Raw genomic sequence first — 19,022 nt, 5'->3', positions numbered from 1 at the left:
ATGCTCAGTCAGCTAAGGGAAATAGTTGAGAAAGTCTCCAGGGTCGATGATGTGCATCTGGCACTCGATATATTGGTGAAAGAGACTTGTGCTGCCCTTAGTACTGAGTGCTGTACTATCTATCTTGCTAATGAAGAAATGCAGCGCCTTGAGTTAATGGCAACTCAAGGCCTTATTTTTGAAGGTGATAGTATTCATATCAACTTCAATGAAGGCTTGGTTGGGTTGGTAAAACGAAGCGCTGAACCCCTTAACCTTGCCGAAGCCTCAAAACACCCCGAGTTCAAATTCTTTCCTCAACTCGGCGAACAGATTTACCACTCTTTTTTAGCTACTCCAATCATTCATCGTAAACAAGTTTTAGGTGTGTTGGTGATCCAACAAAAAACGCCGCGCTTGTTTAGTGAAATGGAAGAATCGTTTCTTGTTACCTTATCCGCTCAGTTAGCGGTGCTCATTGCACATGCGCAGAATCTTGGGCATTGGCAGTTAGCATCTAAACCCACGGTATTAAAAGGTTTGCCTGCGTCTACTGGTGTCGCGATTGGAGAGTTTTGGTTCGACAATACCCAGCCGAGTTTATCGGATGTTTTCCCTTCGTCCACGTTAGATAAGGAACGCGAGCACGAGACACTACTGGTGGCCATAGAGCGAGCGTTAAATGACTTTCGCCGTATGCGGAAAAAACTGGACAGTGAAATCAACAAAGATGCGCTGGCGATCTTCGATCTGTTTACTCACTTACTGAATGATCCGATGCTTCGCGGTGATTTGAAGAAGCAGATTGAAAAAGGAGATAGGGCAGACTGGGCGTTACGCCAAGTTGTAGAGTCATACTCGAATCGATTTGCCAGAATGTCGGATGTATACATGCGTGAAAGAGCGCAAGATATCCGAGAGTTAGGGCAAAGGCTGCTCTATTTTCTGCACAACAGCGAGCAAGAAAATTCTGCAATTGATCGTCCCATTATTTTGGTGGCGAATGAACTCACTGCCACCTTGCTCGCTTCTGTACCTAAAGAGTTTTTGTTAGCTGTCGTATCATTAGAGGGAGGCGCAAACTCTCACGCTGCCATTTTATCTCGAGCTCTTGGGGTCCCTGCGGTCATGGGCGCCAACATTAATCCGGATGTGGTGAATGGCAAACTCGGGATAGTCGACGGCTATACGGGTGAGATCTTCTTAGAGCCAAACCGCCAGTTGTTGCGAGAGTATCGCAGCTTAGTAAGCGAAGAGTCTGAATTGTTTGCCATGGTAAACAAGGACCTCGCACTCCCTGCGGTTACGCAAGATAATCACCATATCGAAATTATGCTGAATGCGGGACTCAGTGCAGACAGTAATATTGCCATCAACACAGGTGTTGATGGTGTTGGGTTGTACCGAACTGAGATTGCATTTTTACTTCAGCATCACTTTCCTTCGGAAGATGAGCAGTATCATCAATACCAAGCAATACTTAACAGCTATCCGAATCAACGAGTAGTGATGCGTACTTTGGATATTGGTGGTGACAAACCTTTGCCGTATTTGCCCATCGAAGAAGATAATCCGTTTCTAGGCTGGCGTGGCATTCGTTTTACATTGGATCATCCAGACATTTTCTTGATCCAGCTGCGTGCAATGTTAAGAGCGAGTGCAGAAAGCGGAAACTTAAGTATCTTATTGCCAATGGTGTCAGGGGTAAAAGAGCTAGACGATGCCATTAGCTTGATTAATCAAGCTCACAGCGAAGCCGTTTTGCTTGATGATAGAATTCAATTCCCACAAATTGGGGTCATGATTGAAGTACCATCGATGGTGTATCTGTTGCCAACGATTGCTCACCGTGTTGATTTTGTTTCTGTCGGGACAAACGATTTAACTCAGTATTTATTAGCGGTAGATAGGAACAATTCGCGCGTAGCGGATGTCTATGAATCTATGCATCCTGCGGTACTGTTAGCGCTTAAGCAAATCCATGAGGTGTGTGATAAATATCAGGTGCCCGTGTGTATTTGTGGTGAGCTAGCGGGTGATCCATTTGGCGCTCTTCTCTTACTTGGGTTAGGGTATACCAGTTTGAGTATGAACACCTCCAACGTGGCTAAGGTGAAATATTTGATTCGTCATAGTCAACAAGAAGAATTAGAAAAATTAGCGGAGCAAGCAATGACAAAATCCTATGGGGAGGACATTCATCAAATGATGCATGACTTCTTCATTCAACAGGGCTTTGCGGGCTTTATCCGTGCAGGTAAAAAGTAGGAAATCGTGACCGTCTCTTTATTTTTGTTATTGTTGGCGCTAGGCGCTTTTGTGGGTGTGATGGCGGGGTTACTCGGTATCGGTGGTGGTTTGATTGTTGTTCCTGCCTTGTTGTATTTGCTTCCTCTTGCTGGGATCTCTCCAGAAATGAGTATGCACATGGCCTTAGCCACTTCGTTAGCGAGTATTATTGTCACGTCTGGCTCATCGGCGATGAATCACCTTAAGCTCGGCAATGTCGATATGTTTGTCGTAAAATGGTTGATGCCTGGTGTGGTCATTGGTGGCTTTGTTGGTGCCAATATTGCTGAGTGGATCCCTACACACTATTTGCCGAAAGTGTTTGGTGTCATTGTTCTTTGCCTGTCAGTACAAATGTTTCGTTCCATTAAAGTTACGAGCAGTAAACCTATGCCGAGCAGCCCTGTGACTGTAGTTTACGGCACGGGAATTGGTGTCGTATCAAGCCTTGCTGGTATTGGTGGTGGCTCACTGTCGGTACCATTTTTAAATAAACATGGGATAGAGATGCGTAAAGCGGTGGGCTCATCCTCCGTTTGTGGTTGCGTGATTGCTATTTCTGGTATGATCGGCTTCATCTTACATGGCTATAAAGTGGAAGGCTTACCTTCATACAGTATTGGCTATGTTTATCTTCCCGCTTTATTAGCGATTGCTATGGCCTCGATGCTCACAACAAAAGTGGGTGCGAAGCTCGCCACTAACCTTCCAACTGCGGTATTAAAAAAGATATTCGCGGTGTTCTTAATGTTTGTTGCAGCGACCATGCTGCTCTAAGTTTGTACCCAAGTCATTCTCGCTGAACCAAGCATCTAGAGGTTACTTGGGTATATTTATTTTGTTGTGATAAGAAGAGAATGATTTATGTCTCAGGGATATATTGAATTTCCCAATATTGATCCGGTTTTAATCTCTATTGGTCCTGTTTCGGTTCGTTGGTACGGTTTGATGTACCTTGTTGGCTTTATGTTTGCTCTATGGTTAGCGAACCGACGTGCGGATAAGCCTGGAAGTGGTTGGACACGAGAGCAGGTTTCTGATTTGTTGTTCGCAGGCTTCCTTGGCGTGGTGATTGGTGGCCGTGTAGGCTACGTGCTTTTCTACAATTTTGAGCTCTTCCTGGCTGACCCTTTGTATCTATTTAAAGTGTGGACCGGTGGTATGTCTTTCCACGGGGGCTTACTGGGTGTGATTACTGCGATGTTCTGGTATGCACACAAAAACGGGCGAACTTTCTTCGGTGTTGCTGACTTTATCGCGCCGCTTGTGCCATTTGGTTTGGGTATGGGGCGTTTAGGTAACTTCATGAACAGCGAGTTGTGGGGCCGAGTAACGGATGTGCCTTGGGCGATCGTTTTCCCAAATGGCGGTCCACTGCCACGTCATCCATCACAGCTTTATGAAATGGCGCTTGAAGGTATCGTCCTTTTCTTCATTTTGAATTGGTTCATCAAGAAACCTCGTCCTCTAGGTTCTGTTTCAGGACTCTTTCTTGCGGGTTACGGAACCTTCCGTTTCCTAGTAGAATACGTGCGCGAACCAGACGCTCATTTGGGGTTATTCGGTGGCTTTATTTCCATGGGACAGATTTTATCCCTGCCAATGGTGGTTATCGGTGTCCTCATGATGGTTTGGGCATACAAACGTGGTCATTACAAAGACGAATTACCACAAAAGACGAAGTAAGGTATTGGTGTGAAACAGTATTTAGATTTGTGTCAACGCATCGTTGACCAAGGTGTTTGGGTTGAAAATGAGCGTACAGGCAAGCGCTGCCTGACCGTAATCAACGCGGATTTAACCTACGATGTTGCGAACAATCAATTTCCGTTGGTCACCACACGTAAAAGTTTTTGGAAAGCGGCCGTTGCAGAGCTATTAGGGTATATTCGTGGTTACGATAATGCGGAAGATTTTCGTAAGCTGGGCACGAAAACCTGGGATGCCAATGCCAACCTAAATGATGCCTGGTTGAATAACCCATACCGTAAAGGCGAAGACGACATGGGCCGTGTCTATGGGGTTCAAGGGCGCGCCTGGGCGAAACCTGATGGTGGTCATGTTGACCAACTACGTAAGATAGTGGATGACTTAACGCGTGGTGTTGATGATCGCGGTGAAATCTTGAACTTCTACAACCCGGGTGAGTTCCACATGGGGTGCTTGCGTCCTTGTATGTACAGTCACCATTTTTCATTGCTGGATGATACGCTTTACCTGAATAGTACTCAGCGTTCGTGTGATGTACCGCTTGGCTTAAACTTCAATATGGTTCAAGTTTACGTGTTCTTGGCGATTATGGCGCAAATTACGGGCAAGAAACCTGGTCAGGCATTTCATAAGATTGTGAATGCTCACATTTATGAAGATCAGCTTGAACTGATGCGCGATGTTCAGTTGAAGCGTGAGCCATTAAAAGCGCCGACGTTCCATATCAACCCAGAGATTAAATCTCTAGAAGATTTGGAAACATGGGTCACACTGGATGACTTTTGGGTTGAAGGGTACGAGCATCACGATCCTATTCGTTACCCATTCTCAGTGTAACGAGTATCGTTCTTCAAGATATAGAAAAAGCTCCGAATGGAGCTTTTTTCTTTTTTGTACTTAGAAGGTATTATTTTAGTGCACTGACAATATAACGGTGAATTGGGTTGGTCTGCATCGGTGTGGACAGTGCCGGGCTAATAAACTTAGGTTGAGTGAATATTTCTTTACTCACTAATGAACGGATAAGCTCAAAGTACTTCAGCTCTGTTTTCCCGCACAACAATAGTGAAAAGTCATCGCCCAATTTATCATAGGCATTGAGCACCTCTCGGAATCCTCTAAGATACAAGTAATCCTTCGTTAAACCTCCACCTCGATAGACTCGGGCAGTCGTTGTAAATGCTTGAAGATCAGAAGCTTTATACTGTTCTTTTAATAGCATGAACGTATGGCGGAAATCGCGATCCTTGATCATCGACTCTACTGCCAGAACTCGTAAGGCTAAGGTTCTTAGGCGCTTGATACTGAAATGTCCTGACAGATACTCACATAATATAGCCAGCCCTTCTTGAGTGTTGGTATTGGCAGGACAACCTAAGCTCAGGACTTTTAGCGGTTGTTGACGACCGTTAAGCGTAGTCAGGAGATGTACTCCCATTTCATGATGTGCAAGAGCCTCCAGCTCATCAGTGGTGATGTACGCCGCGTGGTTAATTTTGACTCGAGATCCTGAAACTAGTGCGTTTGCTAACATCCCGTCCAACACCTGTATTTCACATTCATACCCATTGCGTTGAGCAAAATTTTGCATGAAACGTGCTATTGCACGGCTATCGTGCTGAGGTTCTTTTTCTTCTTCTGTAGGAAGGTGCAATATGAAATGGGCGTTGGCAATATCTTTGGCGCTCGGTTCCCCATAATAGCGTAAGGAGTTATAAAGAAACTCTTGCGTGCCTATGGTATTCACCTGATCCAGTTTATCTGCATAAGACTGAATTACATCTGCGTACAGCCTCTGCAATTGGGTGTCTTGAATGTTTTCTAGAGGTAGCTCATATAGACGTCGCTTTGCGCTGTGAGTATCTACATTAGTAATTGAATATTGAAAATTAGGCTCTTGAGAATATTTGTTTTTAATGAAACGTTCTCTTTCTTGAGCATAATTAAGAGGATTCACGCTACTGAGGATATCAATATCAGCAACCAGTTGGGTTAGGTTTTCGTCTATTGCGAGTAGCTGATCAGAAATAGCGTCATTAAGCTGCGTCATGTTGTCGACTCCAAATGAGATAGCTCAGCATAAGCATGCTGATGTGGCTCAAATTATCACCGGACAATCGATTTGAACAGTTTAATTATCATAAAAAAGGCTCCACGATGTGGAGCCTAAACAATAAGCGATGGTATGTCGTTGTTGTTACGTTGTTAGGGCTAGAATCGCACCTGGTAGAATAACGAATACTGACATTAGGTAGCCACCAACAACAGCTTTATTCTTAATAGCCATTTCAGAAATCATCTCAGCGCCTTTAACCGGAATCTCACGTAGGAATGGAATTCCAAAGATAAACAGCGTCGCCATGATGTTAAATACTAAGTGGACTAGAGCGATTTGAAGTGCGAATACTGCGAACTCTCCAGATACCGCTGTCGCTGCTAGTAGTGCCGTAATACAAGTACCAATGTTAGCACCCAGAGTGAAAGGGTAGATATCTCGTACTTTCAACACGCCAGTACCAACCAACGGAACCATTAAACTTGTCGTGGTTGAGGAAGATTGTACTAGAACGGTCACGATTGAGCCTGATACGATGCCGTGAATAGGACCACGACCGATGGCGTTTTTCAAAATTTCACGTGCGCGACCAACCATTAGGCTCTTCATTAATTTACCCATCACTGTGATTGCAACGAAGATAGTCGCAATACCCAAAGCAATAAGCATGACGCCGCCAACAGTATCACCGAAGGTAGAAAGTGGCTCTTTAATTGCGCCTACGACTGGCTTTGTAATTGGTTTAATAAAGTTGAAGCCTTTAATGCTCATATCACCAGTAGCAAGCAGTGGAGAAACAAGCCAGTGAGAAACTTTCTCTAAAATGCCGAACATCATTTCCAACGGAAGGAAAATAGCGACAGCAAGCAAGTTGAAGAAGTCGTGAATGGTTGCACTTGCAAATGCACGTTTGAACTCTTCTTTACAGCGCACGTGGCCAAGAGATACAAGCGTATTGGTCACTGTGGTACCAATGTTAGCACCCATCACCATAGGGATAGCGGTTTCTACAGGTAAGCCACCTGCAACCAAGCCTACAATAATAGACGTTACAGTACTTGAAGACTGAATTAAGGCTGTTGCCACCAAGCCGATCATTAGACCTGCAACTGGGTGTGCGGCAAATTCAAATAGCACTTTAGCTTGATCGCCAGTTGCCCATTTAAAGCCACTACCAACCATAGATACTGCTAGAAGAAGCAGATATAACATGAATGCCAAGTTAGCCCAGCGTAACCAACGAGCTGTGCTCGAAATTGGTGCCACTGTTGAAGTAGCTTGGTTCATCATAATTTTCTCCGTTGACCTTTCAGTTCATTTTTCGGTCTGTAGTTGAATCTGCGGGCGATGTTAGAGAACAAATATTTCAGTAATATTACAGATTTCTTGCTGTGAGAGATTTTTATTGTTCTTTTTGATAATGGCGTAAAAGAAGAAGAAAATTAATTTTTAACTTGTTGATTTTAGTGGTTAAATTTTGGTTTCGTTTTGTTTGGTTTTTGCGTTTTTTTGTAGAGAAAATGCGCCTCAGTTCAACTTTTATGACAGTATTGACTTTATACTTTCGGTAAAACTTATGCTTTTGTAAGGTATTGTATGGTTTTGTCGAGTTTATTGTTTGTCTCTGTCACATTTGGTATAAAAAGTATCACTTTCTTTTCGGGACTCGATCATGTCACATCTAAACTACAACCATCTCTATTATTTCTGGATGGTGTGCAAACAGGGCTCTGTAACTAAGGCGGCTGACGCGCTCTTCCTGACACCGCAAACCGTGACAGGACAGATTAAAGCGCTTGAAGAGCGCATGAAAGGAAAGTTAACCAAGCGCAATGGTCGTACAGTTGAGCCCACTGAGTTAGGTCAGCTTGTGTTTAAGTACGCCGACCGGATGTTCGGTTTGAGCTATGAGATGTTAGATATCGTCAATTACAGCCAGCACTCGAACATTCTATTTGAAGTTGGTGTAGCCGATGCATTATCTAAACGCTTGGTCAGTAAAGTACTGATGACGACCGTCCCGGAAGATAACAGTATTCATTTACGCTGTTATGAATCAACCCACGAACTGCTACTTGAACGCCTTTCTCAGCACAAGCTAGATATGATCCTTTCGGATTGTCCCGTTGATTCTACTCAAAGTCCTGGCCTTTATAGCAAAAAGTTAGGTGAAAGTAGCATGAGCTTTTTTGCTTCTTCTGAAATTGAAAATGTGCGATTTCCTGAGATCTTGGAACAAAAAAAACTTCTGATTCCCGCGAGCCGAACGGCTATGGGGCGTAAAGTTATTCAATGGTTTGATCGTCAAGGCCTTCAAGCCAATGTGCTGGGGGAGTTTGATGATGTTGCGTTGATGAAAGCTTTTGCTCGGTACCACGACGATGTGATTTTCTTGGCACCGACCGTATACATGTCGGAGATTGAAGACGACCGAAATTTACAGCTAATTGGCCATGTCGATGGGCTAAAAGAAGAGTACTACGTGATTTTTGCGGAACGAATGATCCAACACCCCGCGGTAAAAAATGTTTGTGATGCTGATTTCAGTCAAATGTTTGAGTAAACCCGTATCGTTGCGTAAATAAATAGATTACTATCAATAAAAATATAATTCTAAATAATATCTAAGTAAGCAAGATACTTGTTTTAGTGAGCAAAACTATTAATTATTGATGGCGCACCAATTAAAATCCTTGGTGGATAATATTGGTGTATCACTAACAACTAAATTAGAGGCTCTAATAATGAAGACTCTGGGAGTGTATCTTGATTTTCTTAGATATATAAATCAGTGCAACACAACAAGCTGGCCAGGGTTGGAATAAGTAAGTTGTAGCTAGAGGTCCAACACATGAATCTACAAGAAATGGAGCAGAACTCCGCAAAAGCCGTCGTGTTGCTCAAAGCGATGGCAAACGAGAGACGCCTACAAATCCTTTGTATGCTGCATAACCAAGAGCTGTCCGTGGGAGAGCTGTGTGCAAAGTTAGAGCTAAGCCAGTCGGCATTATCTCAGCATCTTGCTTGGCTTCGTCGTGATGAGTTAGTCACGACAAGGAAAGAAGCACAAACGGTGTACTACACATTAAAGAGTGATGAAGTGAAAGCGTTAATAAAAACACTGCATAGTCTTTATTGTGCTGAGAGTGCTCAACATTAATTAAATAGTCCTAATATACTGCTCATCTTAGAGTGTGAATCTAACTTGTTGGAATATTTGAGAGTGGCGTTAAACTTTTGATGATAGGGTACTACTCATCGACCAATTTGCTTTGTTCTCAAGTGTTTTATTAGTGCTTTCTAGTTTGAGCGTTATATGGGTAATGAATAAGCTGATGTCTTTAAATGGGACATTCAGAAAAAGAAAAGCTGGCATTGCCAGCTTTTTTTATTAAGAAAACTTTGTAGATATAAAAAAACCGACACAAGGTCGGTTTTTTCTTCACTGTAAAATCAGGACTCTATTAAAGAGCTTTGATTTGTGCAGCGAAACGAGACTTATGGCGAGCTGCTTTATTCTTGTGAATAAGGCCTTTAGTTGCCATGCGGTCTAGGATAGGTGTAACTACAGCGAATGCAGCAGTTGCAGCTTCTTTGTCGCCTGCTTCGATAGCAGCAACAGTTTTCTTCATGTAAGTACGCATCATTGAGCGACGGCTAGCATTGTGCTGACGACGTTTCTCAGCTTGGATAGCGCGCTTCTTAGCAGATTTACTATTTGCCAAGGGTCTAACTCCCAAAAACTTAGTTCTGTGACAATTTAAGGGCGAGGAATATCCCTCATTTGCGCTTAAATGTCAAATGATTTGTGCAAAAACCGATCTAAGCCAAAACAAATTTTGGTAAGAGAGGTTATCGCGGTTAAGATGGCGGGGATTCTAACAGCATTTTTATACCAATGCTAATAATTATCCGCGAAAGGCACACTTATTCCTTACAACCCGCGGATAGATTTTTGACGTCTATTTGCAGCACCTGTCAGAGAAACAGTATAGGGTTAGCTGTCTTATGGTGATATTCCGAGGTTACAGTGAGTAAACGACTACTCAAGTCTGGCATGATCGTCAGTGCTATGACATTTATTTCCCGCGTTCTTGGCCTAGTTCGTGATGTTGTAGTGGCAAATTTAATGGGGGCAGGAGCAAGCGCAGACGTCTTTTTCTTCGCCAATAAAATTCCTAATTTTTTACGACGTTTGTTTGCTGAAGGTGCTTTTTCCCAAGCGTTTGTACCTGTTTTAACGGAAAGCCATGCTCAAGGCGACATGGATAAAACTCGGGAGCTCATTGCTCGTGCGGCGGGTACATTAGGGGTGATAGTCTCAATTGTTACCATCTTAGGTGTTCTAGGTTCCGGAGTGGTGACTGCACTGTTTGGTTTTGGTTGGTTCCTAGACTGGATGCATGGTGGTCCCGCGGCTGAGAAGTTCGAACTTGCTAGCGTGATGCTCAAGATTACCTTTCCTTATTTATGGTTCATCACTTTTGTTGCCCTATCGGGAGCCATTCTCAATACACTAGGTAAGTTTGCGGTTTCTTCGTTTACTCCCGTCTTCCTCAACGTAATGATCATTTTGGCAGCATGGTTTATCTCGCCGCAGATGTCACAGCCAGAGATTGGCCTTGCCATCGGTGTTTTCCTTGGTGGTTTGGTTCAGTTCTTATTTCAAATCCCTTTCCTTATTAAAGCGGGGGTTATGGTTAAGCCGAAATGGGGCTGGCGCGATCCGGGCGTGGTGAAGATCCGAACCTTAATGATTCCTGCTTTGTTCGGTGTGTCGGTAAGCCAAATCAACTTGTTGTTTGATACTTTTATTGCCAGCTTTCTGCAAACCGGTTCGATAAGTTGGTTGTACTATTCAGATCGCTTGTTGGAATTCCCGTTAGGTCTGTTTGGTATTGCTATTGCAACGGTGATTTTACCAGCATTATCACGCAAACATGTTGACGCACAAAATGAAGGATTCGCACAAACCATGGACTGGGGGGTGCGCATGGTGATCTTACTTGGCCTTCCTGCAATGCTTGGTTTGATGGTACTGGCAAAACCTATGTTGATGGTGTTATTCATGCGAGGTGAGTTTTCGCCACAAGACGTACATCAAGCATCATTGTCACTCTTTGCTTACGCTTCAGGCTTGTTGAACTTTATGCTGATTAAAGTGCTCGCTCCGGGTTATTACTCGCGTCAAGACACTAAAACGCCAGTGAAATACGGCATCATTGCGATGGTGACCAACATGGTATTTAATGCAATTTTTGCGTACTTCTATGGCTACGTTGGCTTGGCTATCGCGACGGCACTATCGGCATTTGTGAATATGGCACTGCTGTATCGTGGCCTGCACATCGCAGAGGTATACCAAATCACTAAGCGAACCGTCTTCTTTATTATACGTTTAGCTATTGCTGGCGCGGCGATGGTGGCGGCAATCTTATGGCAACTGGAAGATATGTCAGTATGGCTGGGCTGGAGCTTTGCTCACCGAAGCGCGGTGCTAGGGATGTTGATCGGTTTAGGAGCCGTAGTTTACCTAGTGGTTCTATTTTTAACTGGTGCGCGTTTAAAAGACCTAAAAGCTGGGACAGACTGAGGGTGATTAGTATATAATCCGTCAGTTTCACACAGTGTAAAGTAAAACAGAGGCAGAAAGCAGTATCCAATGGAACTGATTAGAGGCATTCACAATATCAACCCGCGACATCATGGTTGTGTGCTGACTATTGGCAATTTCGATGGTGTCCATAAAGGCCATCAACAAGTATTGCAGCAAGTGTCTGAGCAAGCGGACAGGCTATCCTTGCCTTCTGTTGTGATGACCTTTGAACCTCAGCCGATGGAGCTGTTTGCCAAAGACAAGGCACCTGCAAGGTTGACGCGATTACGCAATAAGTTCGTGCAATTGAGTAAGCTCGATATTGACCGCTTACTGTGTGTCAATTTCAATCGCCATTTTGCAAGTTTAACCGCGGAAGAGTTTATCCGTGACTTGTTGGTCGAGCGTTTGGGTGTTAAGTTTCTTGTCGTTGGTGATGATTTCTGCTTTGGCAAAGGCCGTACAGGTAACTTTGCAATGCTGCAGGAAGCAGGGGAAAAATACGGCTTTGATGTCGTAAGTACCCAGAGCTTTTGTTTACAACAATTACGTGTCAGCAGTACGGCTATCCGTCAAGCGCTGGCGCGTGACGATTTGCATTCCGCGCAACAGATGCTGGGAAGAAACTACAGCATCAGCGGTCGTGTTTCTCACGGAAGAAAGCTAGGTCGAACCATTGGGTTCCCTACTGCAAATATTCCTTTGAAACGCTGTGTTTCTCCGGTTTCCGGAGTCTATGTTGTTCAAGCGCTTGGCTTAGGAAATAAGCCAGTTGGTGGTGTTGCTAATATTGGTCAAAGACCAACCGTCAATGGTGTTCGCCAACAGTTAGAAGTGCACTTATTCGACTTTCATGCCAATTTATATGGCAAGCAACTAGAAGTGGAACTTTTGCATAAACTTCGAGATGAGCAAAAGTTTGAGTCGTTTGAAGCACTTAAACAACAAATCGAATTGGATGCTGAAGCAGCAAGGGTGTGGCTGCGTCAGCTTAAGCGTTGAGCGGTTTATTCCACCGTTCAACATAATGTCTAATTTTCGCCCAATATAACGGAATTAAGAATCGATGAGTGAGTATAAAGATACCCTGAACTTACCTGAAACAGGGTTTCCAATGCGCGGCAACCTGGCCAATCGTGAGCCAGAAATGCTTAAGCGTTGGTACAAAGAAGATCTTTACGGTGAAATCCGTAAAGCTAAGAAAGGCAAAAAGTCATTCGTATTGCACGATGGCCCTCCTTACGCAAATGGTGACATTCATATTGGTCACGCACTAAACAAGATTCTTAAAGACATTATTATTAAATCCAAAACACTTTCAGGTTTTGACGCACCTTACATCCCAGGCTGGGACTGCCACGGTCTACCAATCGAATTAATGGTAGAGAAGAAAGTAGGTAAGCCAGGCCAAAAAGTGACAGCAGCGGAATTCCGCGAGAAATGTCGTGAATACGCAGCAGGTCAGGTTGAAGGTCAGAAAGAGAGCTTCAAACGCCTTGGTATCATGGGTGAGTGGGACAAGCCATACCGCACTATGGATTTCGCAACTGAAGCGAACATTATTCGTGCTCTTGGTAAGATCGCAAGCAATGGTCACCTGCTAAAAGGTTTCAAACCTGTTCACTGGTGTACAGACTGTGGTTCTGCTCTTGCTGAAGCGGAAGTAGAATACAAAGATAAAGTATCGCCATCTATCGACGTTCGTTTTAAAGCGGCTGACGAAGCGGCACTGCTATCTAAATTTGAACTGACAGAAGGTCATGAAGGTCACGGTGACGTATCTATCGTTATCTGGACAACAACACCTTGGACACTGCCAGCAAACCGCGCAGTATGTCTACGTGATGATCTAGAGTACGTACTTATCCAAACAGAAGGCGACAACGCCGAGCGTATCATCGTTGCTGCTGAGCTGGCGAAAGACGTAATGGACCGTGCGGGTATCGAGCACTTCCACAACCTTGGCTTTGCTAAAGGTGCGGACCTAGAGCTTTCTCAATTCCAACACCCATTCTACGATTTCACTGTACCGGCGATCCTTGGTGATCACGTTACGACTGATTCAGGTACTGGTGTTGTTCACACTGCTCCTGGTCACGGTCAAGAAGACTTCGCGGTTGGTAACAAGTACAACCTAGAAGTAGCAAACCCAGTTGGCTCAAACGGTGTTTACCTACCAGATACAGAGCTATTTGCTGGTCAGCACGTATTTAAAGCGAACGATGCAGTAGTAGAAGTACTAAAAGAAAAAGGTGCACTACTACACCACCACGCTTACGAGCACAGCTACCCACACTGTTGGCGTCATAAGACCCCAATCATCTTCCGTGCTACACCTCAATGGTTCGTTTCTATGGACCAAGCTGGCCTACGTGCTAAAGCATTAGAGTCAATCAAGAATGTAGAGTGGATGCCTGAGTGGGGTCAAAGCCGCATCGAAGGTATGATCGAAGGTCGCCCTGAGTGGTGTATCTCTCGTCAACGTACTTGGGGTGTGCCAATTGCTCTGTTTGTTCATAAAGAAACAGCAGAACTTCATCCAAACACGCTAGAGCTGATCGAGAAAGTCGCTAAGCTGGTTGAAGAGAAAGGCATCCAAGCATGGTGGGATGTAGATGCCGCTGAACTACTAGGTGCTGACGCTGACCAATACGAAAAAGTGCTAGATACGCTAGACGTATGGTTCGATTCAGGTGTCACTCACTTCTCTGTTGTTGATGCTCGTGAAGAGTACAACGGCAACAGTGCAGACCTATACCTAGAAGGTTCTGACCAACACCGCGGTTGGTTCCAATCTTCTTTAATTTCATCTATTGCGATGAAAGACGAAGCACCTTACAAACAAGTACTGACACACGGTTTCGTGGTTGACGGTCAGGGTCGTAAGATGTCTAAATCTATCGGTAACGTGGTTGCGCCAAAAGACGTAACCAACAAGCTAGGTGCTGACATTCTTCGTCTATGGGTTGCTTCTACAGACTACACTGGTGAAGTTGCGGTTTCTGATGAAATCCTAAAACGCAGCGCAGATGCGTACCGTCGTATCCGTAACACAGCGCGTTTCTTCCTAGCTAACTTGAGCGGCTTCAACCCTGAAACAGACATCGTTCCTGTTGAAGAGATGGTTGCGCTAGATCGCTGGGCGGTTGGTCGTGCACTAGCAGCACAAGAAGAGATTGTTAAAGCATACGAAGAGTACAACACACACGGTGTAACTCAGCGTCTAATGCAATTCTGTTCAATCGAAATGGGCTCTTTCTACTTAGACGTAATTAAAGACCGTCAGTACACAGCAAAACGTGGCGGCAACGCTCAACGTAGCTGTCAGACTGCACTTTACTACATCGTAGAAGCGCTAGTTCGTTGGATGGCGCCAATCATGTCGTTCACTGCAGATGAAATCTGGAACGAAATGCCAGGTCAACGCGACAAGTTCGTATTCACTGGTGAGTGGTTCGACGGTCTATTCGGTCTTGCTGAAGGTGAAGAGCTGAACAACGAATTCTGGTCTGAGATCCAAGCGGTTCGTGGTGCGGTAAACAAACTTCTAGAAGATGCGCGTAAAGAGAAAACCATTGGTGGTGCACTACAAGCTGAAGTGACTCTGTTTGCTGATGACGCACTAGCGGCGAAGATCAACAAACTTGAAGATGAACTGCGCTTTGTTCTACTAACCTCTGCGGCGAAAGTTAAGCCTCTAGGTGAGAAGACGGATGCAGCACAAGCCACAGATATCGAAGGCTTGTTTGTAGAAGTAGCAGCAGCTGAAGGCGAGAAGTGTGACCGTTGTTGGCACCACACGCCAGACGTAGGCACAATTGAAGGTCACGAGAAGATCTGTGGTCGTTGTGTGTCTAACGTAGACGGCGAAGGTGAAGTACGTAAATTCGCGTAATTGCCTAGAACGACTGAACTTTTTTTAAAATTAACAGCCCCAGTATTTACTGGGGCTGTTTGTAGGTAAAGTAATGAGTGAAAAAGCACTGACGTTAAAGCAATCTGGAGTTCGCTGGCTGTGGTTAGCAATTCTGGTATTTATTGCAGATATTGGCATCAAATTGGTGGTGATGGACAACATGGGCTACGGATGGGCAAACCGAATTGAGGTGTTGCCATTCTTCAACCTACTTTATGTTCATAACTACGGTGCTGCATTCAGTTTCTTGAGCGATCAAGCCGGTTGGCAGCGTTGGTTATTTACAGGTATCGCGTTTGTTGTGACGGGTCTTTTGACCTACTGGATGAGCAAGCTTCCAGCAAAAGAAAAATGGAACAACATTGCTTATGCACTGATTATTGGTGGTGCAGTGGGCAACGTGTTTGACCGCGTCGTTCATGGCTTTGTTGTTGATTACCTAGACTTCTTCTGGGGTAACTACCACTGGCCAGCATTCAACCTTGCTGACATGGCGATCTGTATTGGTGCGGCAATGATTATTCTGGATGGCTTCCGTAAAAAAGACGCTGACAAGTAATCTTTTGCGGTATATCGAATAACCCTAAGCGTCGTCCGTTGATTCGAGCGACGCTTTTTATTATGTTGGAGCGCCAATCAGCATATCAATGTATAAAAAGACCAAGCTGACAGCGTAATAACCCAAGAACAAGGAAGCATTAACGTGACAACAATAACCAATGAATCGGTAGTAACCCTTCACTTTACGATTAAAATGAAAGACGGATCGGTTGCAGATAGTACTCATAACATGGGTAAACCAGCGAAATTTGTTATGGGTGATGGCAGCTTGAGTGAAAACTTTGAGCAGTGCTTGATAGGCCTCGAAACAGGCGCACAAAAAGCGATTGAGCTAAAGGCAGAAGACGCGTTTGGTATGCCAAACCCTGATCATATTCACTATATGGATCGCACTAAATTTGTAGGTGATGCAGAAGTGGAAGTTGGTACAATCATGGCCTTCAGTGGCCCTGATGGCATGGAAATCCCGGGCATTATTACAGAGATTGCAGGCGATTCAGTCACTGTGGACTTCAACCATCCTCTAGCGGGACAAGACGTGACTTTCGAAGTTGAAATTTTGTCAGTAGAATAGCGAACCAAATAAAAGATAACTTCCATGAGCAATGAAATGAAAATCCTGTTAGCTAACCCACGTGGTTTCTGTGCTGGTGTTGACCGCGCGATTAGCATCGTAGAGCGTGCGCTAGAGATGTATCAGCCACCGATTTATGTGCGTCATGAAGTGGTGCATAACCGTTTTGTGGTTGAAGGTCTAAAACAGCGTGGTGCTATCTTCGTTGAAGAACTGCACGAAGTGCCAGACAACAACATTGTGATTTTCTCCGCTCATGGTGTATCGCAGGCAGTTCGTCAGGAAGCCAAGCAGCGTGATTTGACCGTATTTGACGCAACGTGTCCTTTAGTAACCAAAGTGCATATGGAAGTGGCGCGTGCGAGCCGTCGTAATATGGAAGTGGTTCTGATTGGTCACGCAGGTCACCCTGAAGTCGAAGGTACGATGGGGCAATACGCCAGTGAAACCGGTGGTATGTACTTGGTTGAAACTCCAGCCGATGTTGAGAAACTGAAGGCGATTGTGAAAGATCCATCCGATCTTCATTACGTAAGCCAAACGACGCTTTCTGTCGATGAAACTGCCGATGTTATCGAAGAGCTACGCCGCGTGTTCCCAGATATCCAAGGTCCACGTAAAGACGATATCTGTTATGCGACACAAAACCGCCAAGATGCCGTACGTGAATTAGCTGGTGACGTAGATGTGATGGTTGTGGTGGGTTCTAAAAACTCATCAAACTCTACACGTCTTAAAGAGCTAGCTGAAAAGCTAGGGACACCTGGCTACTTAACCGACTGTCCGGAAGATATCAAACCTGAGTGGTTCGAAGGCAAAACAAAGGTCGGCGTGACTGCGGGAGCATCTGCTCCGGAAGAGCTCGTTAATCAGATTCTAGAGCGAATCAAAGAACTCGTCGGTGCCGAAGCGGTTGATGAAGTACTTGGCCGTGAAGAGAATATGTTCTTTGAAGTACCTAAAGAACTGCAAATCAAGCAAGTGGATTAGTCTCCATTTATCGAATATTCAAAAGGCGACCTGTGGGTCGCCTTTTTTACATCTCTCTTAACTCATTTAGGTAATCACGAATTTGGTCTTTTCCTAAACCATCGATAATCATATCAGACATCTTCGTGATTCTTCGCTCAAGCGATTGAGCAACCTTTTCGCAATGTGCGTACATGTCTTCATCAGAACCATCGGTCGGAAAAGCATCAACTTGCCAGTTTACTCGAACACCACCTGCAAGCCACTGAGGAGCGGTTTCTTGATGTAAAGAATCACAGAGAATAATAACGATGTCGGGAAGAAACTGAGTTCGCTCCTCCCATGAATGCGTGTGGATATGCGGAATGGGGAGTTGGTGGTCATCTAAATATTTTTGCACCACTGGGTGCACCTTGCCTGTGGGATGTGAGCCTCCACTGGTGACACTAAAATCTGCTGGCAGGATATTGGTTGCGATTGACTCCGCGAGGACGCTTCGTCCAGCGTTGTGCTTACATATGAATAAAACTTTATACATCATCGCCTCGTCTTTTCAGAGCGTCCTATTTATACGCTAGCGGAAACTTAGCGATGATGTGTGAAGTTTTTGTGTTAGTGGCTAATGCCGAGCATCTCTTTGAGCACCTTTAAGTAGCGGCGGCTTACTGGTATCTCAAAGCCTGTTTTGGTGATGATTTCCGCTAACCCATTTTCCAGTAACTTGATTTCGCTAATCGCTTTAATACTGACTAAGTATTGACGATGGCAGCGGACTAGAGGGGTTTTCTCTTCCAACGTTTTTAATGTCAGTTGGGTGCTCGCGGTCTGGCTGGTGGAGCGTACATGTACGCCGCTGATATCACTGTAAGCACATTCCACCGTGTCGGTGGCCATGATAACGATGCGGTTGTGTCCGATGCACGGTATCTGATCTAAAGTGTCAGGCGTAATAGCAGACAGTTGTTGCGTTAGGGCGGATTGGCTAATGACTTTGTTTAGTCGTTTGACCGTTTTAGTTAACCGGCATGGGTCGACAGGTTTGAGCAAGTAATCAAAGGCATTGTCTTCAAATGCTTGAATCGCATACTGATCATAAGCCGTGACAAAAACCACATAAGGCATGGTTTCTGGATCAAGCATCCCAAGTAGTTCAATCCCCGTGACTTGAGGCATTTGGATATCGAGAAACACCACATCAGGCTTAAGTTCATTGATTTTTTTTAGGCCAAGGATTGCGTTTGAGGCATCGCCCACGACCTCAACTTGGCCTGTTTCATCCAGTAACTCTGCTAGCTCTTCACGAGCAAACTGTTCATCATCAATGACGAGTGCGGTTAACATCCAACATTACCTTTATTGCTTCAGCGTGCTT

17 protein-coding genes are annotated in these 19,022 nt (G+C 44.6%); 12 read left to right on the top strand and 5 right to left on the bottom strand.

Going from position 1 to position 19,022, the window contains the following annotated elements:
- The 4 genes from ptsP (at window position 1) to R7Z50_RS16400 (ending at window position 4,815) form a co-directional block, all read left to right on the top strand.
- On the top strand, window positions 1-2,247 hold the full coding sequence (ptsP, locus tag R7Z50_RS16415; protein WP_005385966.1) for a phosphoenolpyruvate--protein phosphotransferase: 2,247 nt from the start codon (window positions 1-3) through the stop codon (window positions 2,245-2,247).
- A gap of 6 nt (window positions 2,248-2,253) precedes the next feature.
- The gene (locus tag R7Z50_RS16410) at window positions 2,254-3,045 is read left to right on the top strand and encodes a sulfite exporter TauE/SafE family protein (protein WP_005385965.1); all 792 of its coding nucleotides are present in this window, start codon (window positions 2,254-2,256) and stop codon (window positions 3,043-3,045) included.
- A gap of 87 nt (window positions 3,046-3,132) precedes the next feature.
- Window positions 3,133-3,954, top strand: coding sequence for a prolipoprotein diacylglyceryl transferase (lgt, locus tag R7Z50_RS16405; RefSeq protein ID WP_005381948.1), 822 nt, complete (start codon window positions 3,133-3,135; stop codon window positions 3,952-3,954).
- A 9-nt stretch (window positions 3,955-3,963) separates the two neighbouring features.
- Window positions 3,964-4,815, top strand: a complete 852-nt coding sequence (locus tag R7Z50_RS16400; RefSeq protein ID WP_005381947.1) for a thymidylate synthase — start codon at window positions 3,964-3,966, stop codon at window positions 4,813-4,815.
- 70 nt (window positions 4,816-4,885) lie between these two features.
- Here the strand turns inward: R7Z50_RS16400 and R7Z50_RS16395 are convergent, their stop codons facing one another.
- Together R7Z50_RS16395 and R7Z50_RS16390 are read right to left on the bottom strand one after the other, a co-directional pair.
- Window positions 4,886-6,028: a flavohemoglobin expression-modulating QEGLA motif protein gene (locus tag R7Z50_RS16395; RefSeq protein WP_053306894.1), complete on the bottom strand. Its 1,143-nt coding sequence runs from the start codon at window positions 6,026-6,028 to the stop codon at window positions 4,886-4,888.
- Between the two features lie 147 nt (window positions 6,029-6,175).
- Window positions 6,176-7,321 carry a Na/Pi symporter gene (locus R7Z50_RS16390; protein ID WP_025768431.1) on the bottom strand — a complete coding sequence of 382 codons (1,146 nt, stop codon included), beginning with the start codon at window positions 7,319-7,321 and terminating at the stop codon, window positions 6,176-6,178.
- A gap of 385 nt (window positions 7,322-7,706) precedes the next feature.
- Between R7Z50_RS16390 and nhaR the strand changes: the two genes are divergently transcribed.
- Together nhaR and R7Z50_RS16380 are read left to right on the top strand one after the other, a co-directional pair.
- Complete coding sequence (nhaR, locus tag R7Z50_RS16385) at window positions 7,707-8,597, top strand: transcriptional activator NhaR (RefSeq protein WP_005385959.1); 891 nt, start codon at window positions 7,707-7,709, stop codon at window positions 8,595-8,597.
- Between the two features lie 288 nt (window positions 8,598-8,885).
- Window positions 8,886-9,194: an ArsR/SmtB family transcription factor gene (locus R7Z50_RS16380; RefSeq protein ID WP_005381940.1), complete on the top strand. Its 309-nt coding sequence runs from the start codon at window positions 8,886-8,888 to the stop codon at window positions 9,192-9,194.
- A gap of 304 nt (window positions 9,195-9,498) precedes the next feature.
- Here the strand turns inward: R7Z50_RS16380 and rpsT are convergent, their stop codons facing one another.
- Window positions 9,499-9,759 (bottom strand): 30S ribosomal protein S20, encoded by a 261-nt coding sequence (gene rpsT / locus R7Z50_RS16375; protein ID WP_005381938.1) that lies wholly within the window; start codon window positions 9,757-9,759, stop codon window positions 9,499-9,501.
- Window positions 9,760-10,064: 305 nt separating this feature from the next.
- Here rpsT and murJ point away from each other — a divergent pair, with 305 nt between their 5' ends.
- The 6 genes from murJ to ispH all read left to right on the top strand — a co-directional run bounded on the left by murJ (window position 10,065) and on the right by ispH (window position 17,671).
- Window positions 10,065-11,627: a murein biosynthesis integral membrane protein MurJ gene (murJ, locus tag R7Z50_RS16370; RefSeq protein ID WP_005381936.1), complete on the top strand. Its 1,563-nt coding sequence runs from the start codon at window positions 10,065-10,067 to the stop codon at window positions 11,625-11,627.
- A 69-nt stretch (window positions 11,628-11,696) separates the two neighbouring features.
- On the top strand, window positions 11,697-12,632 hold the full coding sequence (gene ribF / locus R7Z50_RS16365; RefSeq protein WP_318149156.1) for a bifunctional riboflavin kinase/FAD synthetase: 936 nt from the start codon (window positions 11,697-11,699) through the stop codon (window positions 12,630-12,632).
- Between the two features lie 64 nt (window positions 12,633-12,696).
- Complete coding sequence (gene ileS, locus R7Z50_RS16360) at window positions 12,697-15,525, top strand: isoleucine--tRNA ligase (protein WP_017821497.1); 2,829 nt, start codon at window positions 12,697-12,699, stop codon at window positions 15,523-15,525.
- A 73-nt stretch (window positions 15,526-15,598) separates the two neighbouring features.
- Window positions 15,599-16,105, top strand: coding sequence for a signal peptidase II (gene lspA / locus R7Z50_RS16355; RefSeq protein WP_005385948.1), 507 nt, complete (start codon window positions 15,599-15,601; stop codon window positions 16,103-16,105).
- A 144-nt stretch (window positions 16,106-16,249) separates the two neighbouring features.
- Window positions 16,250-16,681: an FKBP-type peptidyl-prolyl cis-trans isomerase gene (fkpB, locus tag R7Z50_RS16350; protein WP_005381922.1), complete on the top strand. Its 432-nt coding sequence runs from the start codon at window positions 16,250-16,252 to the stop codon at window positions 16,679-16,681.
- A 24-nt stretch (window positions 16,682-16,705) separates the two neighbouring features.
- A complete protein-coding gene (gene ispH, locus R7Z50_RS16345; protein ID WP_005381920.1) occupies window positions 16,706-17,671 on the top strand; it encodes a 4-hydroxy-3-methylbut-2-enyl diphosphate reductase in 966 nt (321 codons plus the stop codon).
- Window positions 17,672-17,717: 46 nt separating this feature from the next.
- Here the strand turns inward: ispH and R7Z50_RS16340 are convergent, their stop codons facing one another.
- Both R7Z50_RS16340 and btsR read right to left on the bottom strand, forming a co-directional pair.
- Entirely contained in the window at window positions 17,718-18,191 is a 474-nt protein-coding gene (locus R7Z50_RS16340) for a low molecular weight phosphatase family protein (protein WP_017636163.1), read from the bottom strand.
- Between the two features lie 71 nt (window positions 18,192-18,262).
- Entirely contained in the window at window positions 18,263-18,991 is a 729-nt protein-coding gene (btsR, locus tag R7Z50_RS16335; protein ID WP_005381917.1) for a two-component system response regulator BtsR, read from the bottom strand.
- Window positions 18,992-19,022 lie beyond the last annotated feature (31 nt).

Source organism: Vibrio sp. 1249-1 (genome assembly GCF_033340495.1).
Note: the sequence above shows the minus strand (reverse complement) of the source record. Positions and strands in the feature narration are given on the sequence as shown.

Coding starts and splice junctions, on each gene's coding strand:
- ileS (WP_017821497.1), top strand. CDS start 12,697: ATGAGTGAGTATAAAGATACCCTGAACTTACCTGAAACAGGGTTTCCA.
- R7Z50_RS16340 (WP_017636163.1), bottom strand. CDS start 18,191: ATGATGTATAAAGTTTTATTCATATGTAAGCACAACGCTGGACGAAGC.
- ptsP (WP_005385966.1), top strand. CDS start 1: ATGCTCAGTCAGCTAAGGGAAATAGTTGAGAAAGTCTCCAGGGTCGAT.
- R7Z50_RS16395 (WP_053306894.1), bottom strand. CDS start 6,028: ATGACGCAGCTTAATGACGCTATTTCTGATCAGCTACTCGCAATAGAC.
- R7Z50_RS16390 (WP_025768431.1), bottom strand. CDS start 7,321: ATGAACCAAGCTACTTCAACAGTGGCACCAATTTCGAGCACAGCTCGT.
- lspA (WP_005385948.1), top strand. CDS start 15,599: ATGAGTGAAAAAGCACTGACGTTAAAGCAATCTGGAGTTCGCTGGCTG.
- nhaR (WP_005385959.1), top strand. CDS start 7,707: ATGTCACATCTAAACTACAACCATCTCTATTATTTCTGGATGGTGTGC.
- lgt (WP_005381948.1), top strand. CDS start 3,133: ATGTCTCAGGGATATATTGAATTTCCCAATATTGATCCGGTTTTAATC.
- btsR (WP_005381917.1), bottom strand. CDS start 18,991: ATGTTAACCGCACTCGTCATTGATGATGAACAGTTTGCTCGTGAAGAG.
- ribF (WP_318149156.1), top strand. CDS start 11,697: ATGGAACTGATTAGAGGCATTCACAATATCAACCCGCGACATCATGGT.
- R7Z50_RS16380 (WP_005381940.1), top strand. CDS start 8,886: ATGAATCTACAAGAAATGGAGCAGAACTCCGCAAAAGCCGTCGTGTTG.
- ispH (WP_005381920.1), top strand. CDS start 16,706: ATGAGCAATGAAATGAAAATCCTGTTAGCTAACCCACGTGGTTTCTGT.